The sequence below is a fragment of the Burkholderia sp. BCC0419 genome, assembly GCF_902830285.1.
Lineage (GTDB): Bacteria > Pseudomonadota > Gammaproteobacteria > Burkholderiales > Burkholderiaceae > Burkholderia.
In genome coordinates this window covers 179,445-194,131 of record NZ_CADESR010000009.1, presented here as the reverse complement: position 1 = coordinate 194,131, position 14,687 = coordinate 179,445, and the positions used below count along the sequence as shown (strand labels likewise).

Here is a 14,687-nt window from a genome sequence, read left to right as displayed (position 1 = left end):
GCCGTTTCCACAGGGGCGCCGCATCGCCTGACATCAAGCATGGCGGCCAGCGAACGATTAAATCCAATCATGTCCGATATTTCGATCCACGACCTAGAAGCCGCGATCAATTTCTGGCGCGCCCGCTCGCCGTCGAGCGGCGACGAACTCAAACTCTGCGAAGAGGCCAGCGCGCTCTCCAAGCCGTATGCGCTGCTGATTGTACAGCGCGAAAGCGCGCTGCAACTGGAAGGATTGGACCCCAAAGCGCGGAAAGCGTACGAGACTTACGTGCGCCTTAAGGATGGCTTGGAAAGCTGAAGGCTTTCGCTCAGTACATCCTAGAAAACGTTCATCGAAATGAAAAGTTGACGCGCCGCGCACCGAAAGATGCGCGGCGGTAGAGGCGGGACTCAGGCGCCCGGTTGCGCGTGCGCGGCGGCACCATCGATGAACCGCGCGAGTTCGATGTCGCGTTCGGTCAGGCCGTCGGCGTCGTGGGTCGACAGCGTGACGTCGACACGGTTGTAAACGTTGAACCATTCGGGATGGTGGTTCATCTCCTGCGCCTTGATCGCGACACGCGTCATGAAGCCGAATGCCTCGTTGAAATCGGCGAAGCGCAGGCGGCGCTGGATCGCGTCGCGGCCCGCCACGGCCGTCCAGAGCGGCAGGCCTTCGAGCCGGGTCTTGCGTTCTTCGGATGTGAGCTTGTGGATCATCTTGCACCTCTCGTTCGGTAACGGCGCCCGCGCGCGGCTGCGCCGCGCGGCGAAGCCGGCATCGTTCATTGTTTCATAGTTGCGGACAGGGCGACGGGCGGCCGGCGGTCGGCACCGCGGCGCCCGGCGTGTCACGCGTCGGCGTCGTCGGGCCAACCTTCGCCCGTGCCGCGATGCAGCACGCGATCGGTCTCGCGCACCGCGCCGGCCGCGAATTCCGGCAGCGCCGCGAGCCGGTCGGCCAGTGCGCGGCCGTCGACGTCGGCGAGCGCGAACAACTGCGCGAAATTGTCGATCACGAAGTAGGTCTTCTGGAACGTGTCGATCCGGTACTTCGTGCGCATCACGCGTTCCAGGTCGAACCCGAGCCGGTTCGGCGCCGCGCTTTCGAGGCTGTACAGGCTTTCGCCCTTGCTCGACACGATCCCGGCGCCGTAGATCGACAGCCCGTTCGTGCCGCGCGGGTCGCGGATCAGCCCGAATTCCACCGTATACCAATAGAGGCGCGCGAGCCGCGCCAGCGCCGCTTCGTCGTCGGCGACCGCGAGCGCGGTGCGGCCATACGCCTGCATGTAGTCGGCGAACACCGGGTCGATCAGCAGCGGCACGTGGCCGAACAGGTCGTGGAAGCAGTCGGGTTCCTGCAGGTAGTCGAGCTGGTCGGGGCGGCGCATCCACCAGGTGACCGGGAAGCGCCGGTTCGCGAGATGCGCGAAGAACACGCGGTCGGGCACGAGGCCCGGCACCGCGACGATTTCCCAGCCGGTCGCGGGCTTCAACTGGCGGTTCACGTCGGCGAACGACGGCACGCGATCGGCCGGCAGCTCGATCTTGCCGAGCCCGGCGACGAACGCATCGCACGCGCGGCCGCGCAGCAGGGCCGACTGGCGCGCATAGAGCTGCTGCCACACCGCATGGTCGACCTGGCCGTAGCGCTGCAGCGGCTGGTCGATGGTGAAATCGGCGCGGGTTTCGAGGCCCGCGTCGAACTGCTCCTGCAGTTTCGCGGTGACGACGGTGGACATGATCAGGCTCTGCACGCTGTGGTTGGAACCATGCAAGTGTAGAGCGGGCTGTGCGCGGATTGGGCGCATAGTTGGCGTCGATTTGCCAGATGATGCGATAATCACGCATCAAATGGTGAATCAATGCGGAGAATGCTCATGCTGGAACTCGATCACTTCGATCTCGCGCTGCTGGACGTGCTGCAGCGCTTCGGTCGCGCGACGCATCAGCAGCTGGGTGAGCAGGTGCCGCTGTCGCCGTCGCAGATCGGCCGGCGGCTGCAGCGGCTCGAGGCGGCCGGCGTGATCGAAGGCTACCGCGTGATGCTGCGGCCCGAAAAACTCGGGCTCGGCGTGACCGCGTTCACGAGCCTGAAGCTCAAGCATCACGGCGATTCGATCATCGAGCAGTTCCAGCAGCAGATCGACGTGCTGCCCGAAGTGCTCGAATGTCATGCGGTGGTCGGCGATGCCGACTATTTGTTGCGGATCGTTGCGCCGGATCTGAACGCGCTGTCGCAGTTCGTGATGAAGAAGCTGATGCGGGTGCCGGGCGTCGACAGCGTGCGCTCGAACATCGTGCTGACGACCTTCAAGCGCAACGGTGCACTGCCGCTCGCGCACCTGGCGCCCGGCGCCGCGTGACGGGGAGGCAGTAGTGGCGCTGGCGCTGAAGGCGGCCCCCGCGGCGTCGCCTTCGGTGGGGCCGGATCAGGCCGTTTCGGGCTGGGTGTCGGCGTTCAGCAGATCGACGTACGCGACCGCGACGAGATCGTCCTGCGCCACGCCGAGCTTCGCGAACACCTCGTGTGCTTCGGCTTCGCCGCCGGCTTCGTCGTCGTCCGGGCCGAGCACGACTTCGAGCTCGATGAAATCGCCGAGGCCGTCGACGCGGTCGAGATGGATGCGCGTGCGGCCCGCGAGGTACACGTGCCGCTCCTTCGTCACGATCCCGCGCGTGGTCAGCGCGGTCGCGAGCAGCGAATGCATCGCGTCGGGGTTCGTCACCGGGCTGCGCGTGTAGTACGACGCCTTCGGGCCGTCGCGGTCGTCGCGCTGATAGAAGATCAGCTCGGCCGGCGTGCCGTCCTCGAAGCGGCGCAGCTTCAGCCGGCCGCGCGGCACGTCGTAGAAGAAATCCTGCTGGCGGTAGAACAACGGCGCTTCGGTCGCGAGTTGGGCCGCCTGTTCGCGCAGCCGGTCGAATTCACGGGCGCGGGCTTTGATCTCGATGTTGCGGGCCATGCGGGTCTCCTTCAATCGGGGTCTCGCGGTGTGCGAACGCACAATCTAGCAAAAAGCCTGCGAAGGCGGCGTGACGAGCGGACGGGGCGCGGCACGGACACGGCGACACGACGCGGGGCGGGCGATCCGGATGCGTCGCCGGCTCCCTTATCCCTTGTCGCCTGCATGCGCTTGCTCGCATGGGCGTCGGTTGCAGACGGGCGACCGGCAGTGCGTCAGGCGTCGACGCCCGGTGCGCGGCCGCCCGCATCGACATCAGCCACGCTCATATCGCCCACTGCGCTTCGATCAGCCGCAGCGCGGCCGCGATCGCCGGCTCGTCGCGCCGCTCGGCGAGCGTCACGAACGTCAGTTCGGTCGGCACCGTCACGCGCTCGACGATCGTCAGTGCATGCGCGTGCGCTTCGGCCAGCGCAGTCGAATCGCGCGCGAGCGTCAACCCGATCCCCGATTTGACGAGGTCGAGCATCGATTGCTCCTGGTCGACCTCGGCGACCTTCACCGGCTGCGCGCCGGCCTCCGCGAAACGCCGCGACAGCAGCCGGTGGTGCGCGGACGCCGGCGGCGTCCAGATCCACGGCAGAGCGGCGAGCGCGCGCCAGTCGTGCGCGCGCTGCACGCGCTCCTTCCAGCCGGCCGGCGCGAGCACGCGGTACTGGAAATGCGTGAGCGTGACGGTGTGGAACAGAGCATCGTCGCGCGGATCGTCGTCGCCGGGCCGGCCGATGTAGTAGCCGACGTCGAGCGCCTGCGCGCGCACCTGTTCGAGCACCCAGCCCGACATTCCGTGCCGCAGCGCGGTCTCGATCTGCGGATGGGTCTCGACCAGCGCGCGCAGGAAACCGCCGAGCCGCAGGAACCCCGGATCGAGGATCGTGCCGATCCGCAGCCGGCCGCGCACCTCGTGCCGCAGCGCGGCGGCGGCGCGCTGCACGTCGGCGGCCGCGGCGAGCGCGCGTTCCGCATGCGGCAGCAGCGTCTGCCCGTCGCGCGTGAGCGCAAGCCCGCGCGACGTGCGCGTGAACAGCGCGACGCCGAGCGTTTCCTGCAGATGCTTGATCTGCAGGCTGACGGCCGGCTGCGTCAGGTGCAACTGCGCGGCGGCGCGCGTCAGGTTGCCTTCGCGCGCGACCGTCGCGAATGCGCGGAGCAGGGTGAGATCCATCGTCGTGATATGAGCGCGGCTTATAACGCAGTTCAGCATAACTCATTGGATCGGCGGCCGCGCGCGGGAGTACGCTTCATCGGGTCGTGGCGCGCGGGGCTGCAAGTGCGGCGCCCGACGCGACGCACTATGCTGAAAATGCGCGCGGCATCGCGCCGCGCGGTGCACAACAAGCAAGAAGGGGACACGCCGTGAGTACTCAACGCACGCTCGAGGGCGAATTCGACTACGTGATCGTCGGCGCGGGCACCGCGGGCTGCGTGCTCGCGAACCGCCTGACCGAGGATCCCGACATCAGCGTGCTGCTGCTCGAAGCGGGCGGCAAGGACGACTATCACTGGATTCATATCCCGGTCGGCTATCTGTATTGCATCGGCAACCCGCGCACCGACTGGCTGTACAAGACGCAGCCCGAAGCGGCGCTCAACGGCCGTGCGCTGTCGTATCCGCGCGGCCGCGTGCTCGGCGGCTGCTCGTCGATCAACGGGATGATCTACATGCGCGGCCAGCGCGAGGATTACGACAACTGGGCACAGGAAACCGGCGATGCCGGCTGGTCGTGGGACAGCGTGCTGCCGATCTTCAAGCGCAGCGAGGATCACCACGCGGGCGCGAGCGACGCGCACGGCGCGGGCGGCTACTGGCGCGTCGAGAAGCAGCGGCTGCGCTGGGAGATCCTCGAATCGTTCGCGCAGGCCGCGCAGCAGACGGGCATTCCCGCCACCGACGATTTCAACCGCGGCGACAATACCGGGGTCGGCTATTTCGAGGTGAACCAGAAGCGCGGCGTGCGCTGGAATACGTCGAAGGCGTTCCTGCGGCCCGCGATGGCGCGCCCGAACCTGACCGTGATCACCGGCGCGCATGCGCAGCGCGTGATCTTCGACGGGCGGCGCGCGGTCGGCGTCGAGTACCACGGCGGCGGCACCGATTACGTCGCGCGTGCGCGGTCGGAAGTGCTGCTGACGTCGGGCGCGGTGAATTCGCCGCAACTGCTCGAACTGTCGGGCATCGGCGACGGCCGGCGGCTGCAGGCGCTCGGCATCGACGTCGTGCAGGATCTGCCGGGCGTCGGCGAAAACCTGCAGGATCACCTGCAATTGCGGATGGCGTTTCGCGTCGACGGCGTGCGCACGCTCAACACGCTGTCCGCGCACTGGTGGGGCAAGCTGATGATCGGCGCCGAATATGCGCTGCTGCAGCGCGGGCCGATGTCGATGGCGCCGTCGCAGCTGGGCGCGTTCGCGAAATCGGATCCGGACGATCCCGCACTCACGCGCCCCGATCTGCAATACCACGTGCAGCCGCTGTCGCTCGAACGCTTCGGCGAGCCGCTGCACGGCTTCAACGCCTTTACGGCGTCGGTCTGCCATTTGCGGCCGAGCTCGCGCGGCAGCGTGCACGTCACGAGCGCCGATCCAGGCACCGCACCGGCGATCGCGCCGAACTATCTGTCGACCGATCACGATCGGCACGTTGCCGCGAACGCGCTGCGTCTCACGCGCCGGATCGCGTCCGCGCCGGCGCTCGCGCGCTATCGCCCCGAGGAAATCCTGCCGGGCCCGCAGTACCGCACCGAGGCCGAACTGATCGACGCGGCTGGCGCCATCGGCACGACGATCTTCCATCCGGTCGGCACGTGCCGGATGGGGCGTGCGGATGATGAACGCGCGGTGGTCGACAGCCGGCTGCGCGTGCGTGGCATCGCCGGGTTGCGCATCGTCGATGCGTCGGTGATGCCGTTCATCACGTCAGGCAACACCAATTCGCCGACGCTGATGATCGCCGAGCGCGCGAGCGACATGATTCGTGCCGACCGCCGGGCGGCGCGCGAAACGACGTCGGTGCGAACCGAGGCCGCGGCGACGGCTGCATGACGGCCCGCTGACATGTGCGCCAGCGGGCCGTCATGCGAACGCCCGCTGATTCGCTATGCGAAACAAGCTGCCGGCGCTTCCGCTCGACGGCAAGATCCGTGCAAGCCGCGCCGTTGCGCGGTTTTTTTTCGGCGCTTGCATGCCACGTGCTGCAGCAGGTCAACGCATGATGATGCACGTGTCAAAAAAGCGCGGTGAGAAACCGCGTGCCGCGTCCGATAGGGCGGTCACCCCTATAAGTGCAAATCCCGATGATTGCACTGCACCAACGGCGCGACAATGTTGCGCAATGTGCATACGCGTCGGCGCGGGAGACCACCCTCGAGGCGTACCACGGCGCCCGGGGGCAGACCGCTGATCCGCTGACCTGTTCGCGGCGCTCGCGCCAGGCTTCCCGGTGCTTCGCCTGACTTCGTACGGAAGGGAACATGATTCTCGGCGACACGATTCTGGAAACACGCGGACTGACGAAGGAATTCAGGGGCTTCACCGCCGTGAACGGCGTCAACCTGCGTGTGCGGCGCGGTGCGATCCACGCATTGATCGGGCCGAACGGCGCGGGCAAGACCACCTGTTTCAACCTCCTCACCAAATTTCTGACGCCGACGGCCGGCCAGATCGTCTTCAACGGCATCGACATCACCGACGAGCGGCCTGCGCAGGTCGCGCGGCGCGGCATCATCCGCTCGTTCCAGATCTCGGCCGTGTTCCCGCACCTGAGCGCGCTGCAGAACGTGCGCATCGGCCTGCAGCGGGCACTCGGCACCGAATTCCATTTCTGGCGCAGCGAGCGCACGCTGAAGCGGCTCGACGATCGCGCGATGGACCTGCTCACGCAGGTCGGCCTCACCGATTTCGCGCACGTGCCGACCGTCGAGCTGGCCTACGGCCGCAAGCGCGCGCTCGAGATCGCGACGACGCTGGCGATGGAACCCGAACTGATGCTGCTCGACGAGCCCACGCAGGGGATGGGCCACGAGGACGTCGACCGCGTGACCGCGCTGATCAAGAAGGTCGCGAGCGGCCGCACGATCCTGATGGTGGAACACAACATGAACGTGATCGCGGGGATCTCCGACACGATCACCGTCCTGCAACGCGGCGAGGTGCTGGCCGAAGGCTCGTATGCGGAAGTGTCGAAGAATCCGCTCGTGATCGAGGCCTACATGGGCAGTGCCGACGCGGCGCTCGCGGGGGCGCACGCATGAAGCACAGCGAACGGGAGGAACGCGAATTGAGCGGCGTCGAGAGCGGTACGCCTGCGCTGGAGATCACGGGCCTGGAGGCCTGGTACGGGGAATCCCACATCTTGCACGGCGTCGACCTGACCGTGCATCGCGGCGAGGTCGTCACGCTGCTCGGCCGCAACGGCGCGGGCCGCACGACGACGCTGCGCGCGATCATGGGCCTCACGGGCCGCCGCAGCGGGTCGATCAAGGTCGCGGGCCACGAGACGATCGGCCTCGCGACGCACCGCATCGCGCATTACGGCATCGGCTACTGCCCGGAGGAGCGCGGGATCTTCTCGAGCCTGTCGTGCGAGGAGAACCTGATGCTGCCGCCGCTGATCGGGCCGCTCGAGCACGCGATGTCGCTCGACGAGATCTACGCGATGTTCCCGAACCTCGCGTCGCGCCGGCAGAGCCAGGGCACGCGGCTGTCCGGCGGCGAGCAGCAGATGCTCGCGGTCGCGCGGATCCTGCGCACCGGCGCGAACCTGCTGCTGCTCGACGAGATCTCCGAAGGCCTGGCGCCGGTGATCGTGCAGGCGCTCGCGCGGATGATCGTCGCGCTGAAGGCGCGCGGCTACACGATCGTGATGGTCGAACAGAATTTCCGCTTCGCCGCGCCGCTCGCCGACCGCTTCTACGTGATGGAGCACGGCAGCATCGTCGAGCATTTCCGCGCATCCGAGCTGGAAGGCAAGATGCCGACCCTGCACGACCTGCTCGGAGTGTGACGCCGCCCCGTTTCCCTTGCCGCTAGCCGTGGCGGCCCTCGAACAACCACAACGCATCAGAACAACAGGAGACGTCAATGAAAATGAAGACCCTCGCACAGGCCTGTCTCGCGCTCGCGACCGCCGCGCTCACCGCCGGCGCCGCCCACGCGGCGGATACCGTGAAGATCGGCTTCATCACCGACATGTCGGGGCTTTACGCGGATATCGACGGGCAGGGCGGTCTCGAGGCGATCCGCATGGCGGTCGCGGACTTCGGCGGCAAGGTGCTCGGCAAGCCGATCGAGGTCGTCTATGCCGACCACCAGAACAAGGCCGACATCGCCGCGTCGAAGGCGCGCGAATGGATGGACCGCGGCGGGCTCGACCTGCTGGTCGGCGGCACGAACTCGGCCACCGCGCTGTCGATGAACCAGGTCGCGGGCGAGAAGAAGAAGGTCTACATCAACATCGGCGCGGGCGCCGACACGCTGACCAACGAGCAGTGCACGCCGTACACGGTCCACTACGCGTACGACACGATGGCGCTCGCGAAGGGTACCGGGTCGGCGGTGGTGAAGCAGGGCGGCAAGACGTGGTTCTTCCTGACGGCCGACTACGCGTTCGGCAAGGCGCTCGAGAAGAACACGTCGGACGTCGTGAAGGCGAACGGCGGCCAGGTGCTCGGCGCGGTGCGCCACCCGCTGTCCGCGTCGGATTTCTCGTCGTTCCTGCTGCAGGCGCAATCGTCGAAGGCGCAGATCCTCGGCCTCGCGAACGCGGGCGGCGACACGATCAACTCGATCAAGGCCGCGAAGGAGTTCGGCATCACGAAGACGATGAAGCTCGCCGCGCTGCTGATGTTCATCGACGACGTGCACAGCCTCGGCCTCGAAACGACGCAGGGCCTCGTGCTGACCGACAGCTGGTACTGGAACCGCGACGCGGCGTCGCGCCAGTGGGCGCAGCGCTACTTCGGCAAGATGAAGAAGATGCCGTCGAGCCTGCAGGCGGCCGACTACTCGTCGGTGACGACGTACCTGAAGGCCGTGCAGGCCGCCGGTACGACCGACTCCGACAAGGTGATGGCCGAGCTGAAGAAGATCAAGATCAGCGACTTCTACGCGAAGGGCTACATCCGCCAGGACGGCAGCATGATCCACGACATGTACCTGATGGAAGTGAAGAAGCCGTCGGAATCGAAGGAACCGTGGGACTACTACAAGGTGCTCGCGACGATTCCCGGTGAACAGGCGTTCGGCACCAAGCAGGAAACGCGCTGCGCGTTGTGGAAGTAAGCATCGCGTAGCGGCGCGCACGGGCGCGCCGCACGGTGGCGGCTGCAGCGATGTGCCCGCTGCGCCGCCGGCATGCGCGCTGCATGAACGTTGCGCACGCAACGAAACTCATTCTGACGGCTAAGTCGATGGAAATCTTTGGCATTCCGTTGCCGGCGATGCTGAGCCAGTTGCTGCTCGGGCTCGTCAACGGCTCGTTCTACGCGATCCTGAGCCTCGGGCTCGCGGTGATCTTCGGGCTGCTCAACGTGATCAACTTCGCGCACGGCGCGCTGTTCATGCTGGGCGCGATGCTCGCGTGGATGGGCCTGTCGTATTTCGGGCTGCCGTACTGGGCGATGCTCGCGCTCGCGCCGCTCATCGTCGGTGCGTTCGGGATCGCGGTCGAGCGTTCGATGCTGCGCTGGCTGTACAAGCTCGATCATCTGTACGGGTTGCTGCTCACGTTCGGCCTCACGCTCGTCGTCGAAGGCGTGTTCCGGTCGGTCTACGGATCGTCCGGCCAGTCGTACGACGTGCCGCCGCAGCTGTCCGGCGCGACCAATCTCGGCTTCATGTTCCTGCCGAACTATCGCGCGTGGGTCGTCGTCGCGTCGCTCGCGGTGTGTCTCGCGACGTGGTTCGTGATCGAGAAGACGCGCCTGGGCGCGTATTTGCGCGCGGGCACCGAGAACCCGAAGCTCGTCGAGGCGTTCGGCGTGAACGTGCCGATGATGATCACGCTCACCTACGGCTTCGGCGTCGCGCTCGCCGCGTTCGCGGGCGTGCTCGCCGCGCCGGTGATCCAGGTGTCGCCGTTGATGGGCCAGCCGATGATCATCACCGTGTTCGCGGTGGTCGTGATCGGCGGGATGGGCTCGATTCTCGGCTCGATCATCACCGGGCTGCTGCTCGGCGTGATCGAGGGCTTCACGCGTGTGTTCTATCCGGAAGCATCGGCCACGGTCGTGTTCGTGATCATGGCGATCGTGCTGCTGATCCGCCCGGCGGGCCTGTTCGGCAAGGAAAAATGATGCAGAGAAAAGTGCTCTACGGCGTGCTGCTCGCCGCACTGTTCGCCGCGCCGTTCATCGGCGCGTATCCGGTGTTCGTGATGAAGGTGCTCACGTTCGCGCTGTTCGCGGCCGCGTTCAACCTGCTGATCGGCTATACGGGGCTGCTGTCGTTCGGCCATGCGATGTTCCTCGCGACCGCCGGCTACGCGACCGGCTATGCGATCCAGACGCTCGGCTTCACGCCCGAGCTCGGCGTACTCGTCGGGACGTTCGCCGCGACGCTGCTCGGGCTCGTCGTCGGCCTGTTCGCGATTCGCCGGCAGGGCATCTACTTCGCGATGATCACGCTCGCGTTCGCGCAGATGGTCTATTTCATCTACCTGCAGGCGCCGTTCACGCACGGCGAGGATGGCCTGCAGGGCGTGCCGCGCGGGCGCCTGTTCGGGCTCGTCGACCTGTCGAACGACGTCGCGCTGTACTACGTCGTGCTCGCGGTGATCGTCGCGGCGTGCGCGTTCATCGTGCGGATCGTGCACTCGCCGTTCGGCCAGGTGCTCGTCGCGATCAAGGAAAACGAAGCGCGCGCGATCTCGCTCGGCTACGACACCGACCGCTTCAAGCTGCTCGCGTTCATCCTGTCGTCCGGGCTCGCGGGGCTGGCCGGTTCGCTGAAGGTGCTGGTGCTCGGCTTCGAGACGCTGTCCGACGCGCACTGGACGATGTCGGGCCTCGTCGTGCTGATGACGCTGGTCGGCGGGATGGGCACGCTGTTCGGGCCGCTCTTGGGCGCCGCGCTGATCGTGGCGCTGGAAGACCGGCTCGGCGATATCGGCGAATGGCTCGCGTCGACGACGGGCGTCGCGTGGTTCCATTCGCTCGGCGAATCGACGACGATCGTCACCGGGCTGATCTTCATCGCCTGCGTGCTGGCATTCCGGCGCGGCATCGTCGGCGAGATGGTCGCGCGGATCAAGCCGCTCAGGGCCTCGTCGTGAGCATGCCGTGCGCGTCGCCCGCGTTGATGCGAAGCACCATCTCGCCCGCCCGGGAAGGGCGTCGCTGCGGGTTCGGGCCGGCGTCGCGCGGCAGGCTGGTGCCCCATTTTCGTGCGGCGATGCACCATAGGGGTAAATGCTAAGTTGTCGTGGTGCTTAAGCCTCTTTAAGATTCACCCTAGTTCTGATGCACCGCGAAACGAATTTGCAGGTGGAGAACGAGGAGACAATCGAGGCACAAAGTGCCCGGACCCCAAAGCGCTGTTGGACGGAATCCAACAGCGCTTTTTCATTTGCGTGCACGGATTCCCTCGATGGTGCATCGGCTCGCGTGACGGCCACCTTCGCGTTTGCATTCGCACCGCGTCTTTTCCGCGCTTCGCCGCGTCCCCCGTTTTTCCCTTTCCCGCGATCCGTTCGCAGCCGATGCGCAATCCTGCACAGGCGCTCCGGGCTTACCCGGTTGGCGTGCGCGAAATGCGTCCGTTACACTCGGCTTTCGCCGACCGTGCGGTCGGGAAAATCGGTCGGCAGTTCTCCTACAAGCACAACGCAGAAGAGGGAGTACGGTTGGATGAGCAGCGCAGCACGGTGGAGCGGGGCAGGAGAGGCGGCGGGCGCCGTTCGTTCGTCTTGGGGTGGGCGACGGGTCATCGCGGCATTCCCGAGCCGTTCCGCGGCCTGTATGCGCGTGCCAGCGCCAGCGCGGGTCGTTGCACTCGCATCCGTATCTGCATCCGCATTCGCATTCGCATGAGCGGCCGGCGTCCCGATGTTTCATCGCTCGCCATGCGTGCCGACCATCGATGCGCGCGCAACGTTCTTCCGCGCGCTTCCTCATTTCTTCGCTTTCTTCATCCTGACGACACCGCTGCTGCGCATCGTGACGGCCGAACGGCCGTTTCAATCGGTGCGCGGCGCGTGGCGGCGTGTCGCGGGAAAACGAGCGTAGGCGCGGTCAGGCGAGATAGTTAAATTATTAACTTGTTTTGGGAGCCGGGCGCCGCCCGAGCGACCCATGGTTTTTTCGAGCAGCGTTTGGAGACAACGAAAATGAAGATGAATCGATGGATGGAGGCCCTGCTTGCCGCGGGCCTCGTGTGTGCGGCGGCCACGGCGTCGGCGCAGGTCAAGATCGGCGTGACACTGTCGGCCACCGGGCCGGCCGCCTCGCTCGGGATTCCGGAAAAGAACACGATCGCGCTGCTGCCGAAGGAAATCGCGGGCAAGAGCGTGCAGTACATCGTGCTCGACGACGCCTCCGACACGAGCCGCGCGGTGCAGAACGTGCGCAAGCTGATCGACGAGGACCACGTCGACGCGATCATCGGCTCGTCCGTCACGCCGAACTCGCTCGCGATGCTCGATCCCGTGTCGCAGGGCAAGACGCCGACGATCTCGCTCGCGGCGAGCGCGCAGATCATCGCGCCGATGGACGCGAAGCGCGCGTGGATGTTCAAGGTGCCGCAGAACGATCAGCTGATGGCCGACGCGATCGCCGGCTACATGGCGAAGCACGGCGTGAAGACGGTCGGCTTCATCGGCTTCGCCGATGCGTACGGCGACAGCTGGTACAAGACGTTCGACGCGGCGGCCGCGAAGAACGGGCTGAAGCTGGTGTCGAACGAGCGCTACAACCGGACCGATGCGTCGGTGATGGGGCAGGTGCTGAAGCTGCTGGGCTCGAACCCGGATGCGGTGCTGATCGCCGGCTCCGGCACGCCGGCGGCGCTGCCGGCGAAGACGCTGAAGGAGCGCGGCTACAAGGGCAAGGTGTACCAGACGCACGGCGTCGCGAACAACGATTTCCTGCGCGTGTGCGGCAAGGATTGCGAAGGCGAGATCCTGCCGGCCGGCCCCGTGCTCGTGACCGACCAGCTGCCCGATTCGAATCCGGTGAAGAAGCCGGCGCTCGGCTACAAGGCCGCGTACGAGAAGGCGTACGGCGCCGGTTCGCTGGCGACCTTCGGCGGCCATGCGTGGGATGCGGGCCTGCTGCTGCAGCGGGCGATCCCGGAAGCGCTGAAGAAGGGCCAGCCGGGCACCGAGGCGTTCCGCGAAGCGCTGCGCGCGTCGCTCGAGAGCGTGAAGGACCTGCCCGTCTCGCACGGCGTGATCAACATGACGGCGACCGATCACAACGGCTTCGACACGCGTGCGCGCGTGATGGTGCAGATCGTCGACGGCAAGTGGAAGTTGCAGGCCGAGTAAGCATCACGTGAAACCGGCGTGCGCGGCGCGAACGGCGCCGCGTGTGCCGTCGGCAGGGTGGCACGCCCCATGGCCGCACCCGTGCCGCCTGGAACTACCGGGGCCCGCCGCATGGCGCGCGACGTGCCGATCGCGGCGCGCGCCCCGGCCGTTTCCGCCTTTCGTTTCTCCGCAGCATTTTCTCGATACACGAAACGTATGGATCTCTCGATTGCGGCGATCCTCGCGCAAGACGGCATCACGACCGGCGCCATTTATGCATTGTTGTCGCTGGCGCTCGTGCTGGTGTTTTCCGTCACGCGGGTGATCTTCATTCCCCAGGGCGAATTCGTCGCCTACGGTGCGCTGACGCTGGCCGCGTTGCAGGCGCAGAAATTCCCCGCCACCTGCTGGCTGCTGTTCGTGATGGGCATCGCGTGCTTCCTGCTCGAAGCCGGCGGCCTGATCCGGCATCGCGAACGCCGCCATCAGCTCGGCCGCACGCTCGCGACGCTCGGCAGCCGCTACATCCTGCTGCCGCTCGCGGTGTTCGCGATCACGCGCAGCTTTGCCGCGCAGCCGATGCCGATGCTCGCGCAGATCGCGCTGACGCTCGCGATCGTCGTGCCGATGGGGCCGTTCGTCTACCGGCTCGTGTACCAGCCGATCGCCGAAGGCACGACGCTGCTGCTGCTGATCGTGTCGGTCGCCGTCCATTTCGCGATGGTCGGCCTCGGCCTCGTGATGTTCGGCGCGGAAGGCTCGCGCACCAACGGGTTCTCGGACGCGTCGCTCGCGGTCGGCAGCATGACGGTGTCGGTGCAGAGCATCCTGGTCGTCGTCACGGCGCTCGTGCTGATCGGCGCGCTCTACGTGTACTTCGGCCGCACGATCGCCGGCAAGGCGCTGCGCGCGACGTCGGTGAACCGGCTCGGTGCGCAGCTCGTCGGCATCGGCACGACCGACGCCGGGCGGCTCGCGTTCACGTTCGCGGCCGGGCTCGGCGTGCTGTCCGGGATCCTCGTCGGCCCGCTGACGACGATCTACTACGACTCGGGCTTCCTGATCGGCCTGAAGGGCTTCGTCGGCGCGATCATCGGCGGGCTCGTCAGCTACCCACTCGCGGCCGCCGGCTCGCTGCTCGTCGGCGTGCTCGAATCGTATTCGTCGTTCTGGGCGAGTGCCTACAAGGAGGTGATCGTGTTCACGCTGATCATTCCGGTGCTGCTGTGGCGGAGCTTCGTGACGCCGCATGCGGAAGAGGAAGAGGAGTGACGC

14 protein-coding genes are annotated in these 14,687 nt (G+C 66.7%); 10 read left to right on the top strand and 4 right to left on the bottom strand.

What is annotated here, in order from left to right:
* Nucleotides 1-69 precede the first annotated feature (69 nt).
* Entirely contained in the window at nt 70-300 is a 231-nt protein-coding gene (locus HWW87_RS30405) for a DUF3717 domain-containing protein (protein WP_006401493.1), read from the top strand.
* A 92-nt stretch (nt 301-392) separates the two neighbouring features.
* Here HWW87_RS30405 and HWW87_RS30400 read toward each other — a convergent pair whose 3' ends face one another.
* The gene (locus HWW87_RS30400) at nt 393-770 is read right to left on the bottom strand and encodes a 4a-hydroxytetrahydrobiopterin dehydratase (RefSeq protein WP_279608059.1); all 378 of its coding nucleotides are present in this window, start codon (nt 768-770) and stop codon (nt 393-395) included.
* A gap of 62 nt (nt 771-832) precedes the next feature.
* Entirely contained in the window at nt 833-1,726 is an 894-nt protein-coding gene (gene phhA, locus HWW87_RS30395) for a phenylalanine 4-monooxygenase (protein WP_244107365.1), read from the bottom strand.
* 138 nt (nt 1,727-1,864) lie between these two features.
* Here phhA and HWW87_RS30390 point away from each other — a divergent pair, with 138 nt between their 5' ends.
* Nucleotides 1,865-2,350, top strand: coding sequence for an Lrp/AsnC family transcriptional regulator (locus HWW87_RS30390; protein WP_050016018.1), 486 nt, complete (start codon nt 1,865-1,867; stop codon nt 2,348-2,350).
* Between the two features lie 66 nt (nt 2,351-2,416).
* Here HWW87_RS30390 and HWW87_RS30385 read toward each other — a convergent pair whose 3' ends face one another.
* Both HWW87_RS30385 and HWW87_RS30380 read right to left on the bottom strand, forming a co-directional pair.
* Nucleotides 2,417-2,950: a class IV adenylate cyclase gene (locus tag HWW87_RS30385; RefSeq protein WP_174432104.1), complete on the bottom strand. Its 534-nt coding sequence runs from the start codon at nt 2,948-2,950 to the stop codon at nt 2,417-2,419.
* Nucleotides 2,951-3,215: 265 nt separating this feature from the next.
* Nucleotides 3,216-4,115, bottom strand: a complete 900-nt coding sequence (locus HWW87_RS30380; RefSeq protein ID WP_175823391.1) for a LysR family transcriptional regulator — start codon at nt 4,113-4,115, stop codon at nt 3,216-3,218.
* A gap of 191 nt (nt 4,116-4,306) precedes the next feature.
* On the opposite strand from HWW87_RS30380, the gene HWW87_RS30375 reads away from it, so the two are divergent.
* From HWW87_RS30375 to HWW87_RS30340, 8 genes are all read left to right on the top strand, one after another.
* A complete protein-coding gene (locus HWW87_RS30375) occupies nt 4,307-5,992 on the top strand; it encodes a choline dehydrogenase (RefSeq protein WP_175823390.1) in 1,686 nt (561 codons plus the stop codon).
* A gap of 428 nt (nt 5,993-6,420) precedes the next feature.
* The gene (locus tag HWW87_RS30370; protein WP_027783147.1) at nt 6,421-7,200 is read left to right on the top strand and encodes an ABC transporter ATP-binding protein; all 780 of its coding nucleotides are present in this window, start codon (nt 6,421-6,423) and stop codon (nt 7,198-7,200) included.
* Entirely contained in the window at nt 7,197-7,952 is a 756-nt protein-coding gene (locus HWW87_RS30365; protein ID WP_174432107.1) for an ABC transporter ATP-binding protein, read from the top strand. The genes HWW87_RS30370 and HWW87_RS30365 overlap by 4 nt, the downstream gene beginning before the upstream one ends.
* A 77-nt stretch (nt 7,953-8,029) precedes the next feature.
* Nucleotides 8,030-9,229, top strand: a complete 1,200-nt coding sequence (locus HWW87_RS30360) for an ABC transporter substrate-binding protein (protein WP_174432108.1) — start codon at nt 8,030-8,032, stop codon at nt 9,227-9,229.
* 128 nt (nt 9,230-9,357) lie between these two features.
* On the top strand, nt 9,358-10,242 hold the full coding sequence (locus HWW87_RS30355) for a branched-chain amino acid ABC transporter permease (protein ID WP_175823389.1): 885 nt from the start codon (nt 9,358-9,360) through the stop codon (nt 10,240-10,242).
* Nucleotides 10,242-11,219, top strand: coding sequence for a branched-chain amino acid ABC transporter permease (locus HWW87_RS30350; protein ID WP_175823388.1), 978 nt, complete (start codon nt 10,242-10,244; stop codon nt 11,217-11,219). Before HWW87_RS30355 ends, HWW87_RS30350 begins: the two co-directional genes overlap by 1 nt.
* Nucleotides 11,220-12,272: 1,053 nt before the next feature.
* The gene (locus HWW87_RS30345) at nt 12,273-13,430 is read left to right on the top strand and encodes an ABC transporter substrate-binding protein (protein WP_174432111.1); all 1,158 of its coding nucleotides are present in this window, start codon (nt 12,273-12,275) and stop codon (nt 13,428-13,430) included.
* Nucleotides 13,431-13,628: 198 nt separating this feature from the next.
* On the top strand, nt 13,629-14,684 hold the full coding sequence (locus HWW87_RS30340) for a branched-chain amino acid ABC transporter permease (RefSeq protein ID WP_175823387.1): 1,056 nt from the start codon (nt 13,629-13,631) through the stop codon (nt 14,682-14,684).
* The last annotated feature ends 3 nt before the right edge of the window (nt 14,685-14,687 follow it).

Bases quoted from the DNA above. Each gene is read 5' to 3' on its own strand.
- HWW87_RS30400 (WP_279608059.1), bottom strand. From the start codon at position 770: ATGAACGATGCCGGCTTCGCCGCGCGGCGCAGCCGCGCGCGGGCGCCG.
- HWW87_RS30385 (WP_174432104.1), bottom strand. From the start codon at position 2,950: ATGGCCCGCAACATCGAGATCAAAGCCCGCGCCCGTGAATTCGACCGG.
- HWW87_RS30345 (WP_174432111.1), top strand. From the start codon at position 12,273: ATGAAGATGAATCGATGGATGGAGGCCCTGCTTGCCGCGGGCCTCGTG.
- phhA (WP_244107365.1), bottom strand. From the start codon at position 1,726: ATGTCCACCGTCGTCACCGCGAAACTGCAGGAGCAGTTCGACGCGGGC.
- HWW87_RS30380 (WP_175823391.1), bottom strand. From the start codon at position 4,115: ATGGATCTCACCCTGCTCCGCGCATTCGCGACGGTCGCGCGCGAAGGC.
- HWW87_RS30355 (WP_175823389.1), top strand. From the start codon at position 9,358: ATGGAAATCTTTGGCATTCCGTTGCCGGCGATGCTGAGCCAGTTGCTG.
- HWW87_RS30365 (WP_174432107.1), top strand. From the start codon at position 7,197: ATGAAGCACAGCGAACGGGAGGAACGCGAATTGAGCGGCGTCGAGAGC.
- HWW87_RS30405 (WP_006401493.1), top strand. From the start codon at position 70: ATGTCCGATATTTCGATCCACGACCTAGAAGCCGCGATCAATTTCTGG.
- HWW87_RS30370 (WP_027783147.1), top strand. From the start codon at position 6,421: ATGATTCTCGGCGACACGATTCTGGAAACACGCGGACTGACGAAGGAA.
- HWW87_RS30350 (WP_175823388.1), top strand. From the start codon at position 10,242: ATGCAGAGAAAAGTGCTCTACGGCGTGCTGCTCGCCGCACTGTTCGCC.
- HWW87_RS30390 (WP_050016018.1), top strand. From the start codon at position 1,865: ATGCTGGAACTCGATCACTTCGATCTCGCGCTGCTGGACGTGCTGCAG.
- HWW87_RS30340 (WP_175823387.1), top strand. From the start codon at position 13,629: ATGGATCTCTCGATTGCGGCGATCCTCGCGCAAGACGGCATCACGACC.
- HWW87_RS30360 (WP_174432108.1), top strand. From the start codon at position 8,030: ATGAAAATGAAGACCCTCGCACAGGCCTGTCTCGCGCTCGCGACCGCC.